We start from the raw sequence: 403 nt of genomic DNA, 5'->3' as shown, positions 1-403 counted from the left end.
AGTCATTTCTATCTTGCTCTGTACTGGGCAGAAGCCTTGGCAGCGCAAGACGATGACGCTGAGTTGAAAGCGAAATTCACTAAGCTCGCAGAGCAGCTTCGCGCAGACGAAGCCAAGATTGTGCAAGAACTACTTGATGTTCAGGGTCAAGAAATCGAGATTGGCGGTTACTACAACCCTGACTTCGAATTGGCTTCAAAAGCGATGCGCCCAAGTGAGACCTTGAATGCAATTTTTGATGAGTTCAAATAAGCGTTAAGACGCTTCATTCATTTGAGGTGAGTCTAATACGAAAAGCCAGTACAGAAATGTACTGGCTTTTTTTTACCTGAAAATTAGAGCTGGGATTAACTTTATAGTGTTCTCTACTTCGAGGTTTGCGTTTCATGTGAAAGTAGTGAGA

1 protein-coding gene is annotated in these 403 nt (G+C 43.2%); it reads left to right on the top strand.

Going from position 1 to position 403, the window contains the following annotated elements; genetic code table 11:
- A partial coding sequence (locus tag A3738_RS04155; protein WP_197473581.1) for an NADP-dependent isocitrate dehydrogenase occupies window positions 1-252 on the top strand: 252 nt, incomplete at its 5' end.
- Window positions 253-403: the final 151 nt, after the last annotated feature.

It is taken from the genome of Oleiphilus sp. HI0066 (assembly GCF_001635725.1).
Note: the sequence above shows the minus strand (reverse complement) of the source record. Positions and strands in the feature narration are given on the sequence as shown.